Raw genomic sequence first — 222 nt, forward strand, 5'->3', positions numbered from 1 at the left:
GCTTTGGTCATACAATGTGTTGCTTCTATCCAGTTTTCAAAGAACAGTTTCAGCTGCCTGCATAAATAAATGCGGGCACAAGAAGAGATTGAACTCTTCAAAACTGAACAAAATCAAACGTCAAACGTGTGTGAGAACCAAGTTCTCACTTCCGTAAATATCCTTAGAAAGGAGGTGATCCAGCCGCACCTTCCGATACGGCTACCTTGTTACGACTTCACC

Annotated in this window: 1 rRNA gene; it reads right to left on the minus strand. The window is 42.8% G+C overall.

What is annotated here, in order from left to right:
- Positions 1 to 167: 167 nt before the first annotated feature.
- Positions 168 to 222: ribosomal RNA gene (locus tag M3221_RS26110) — 16S ribosomal RNA — on the minus strand; the annotation flags it as partial.

The sequence above is a fragment of the Domibacillus indicus genome, from assembly GCF_023715895.1.
Classification (GTDB): Bacteria; Bacillota; Bacilli; order Bacillales; family Domibacillaceae; genus Domibacillus; species Domibacillus indicus_A.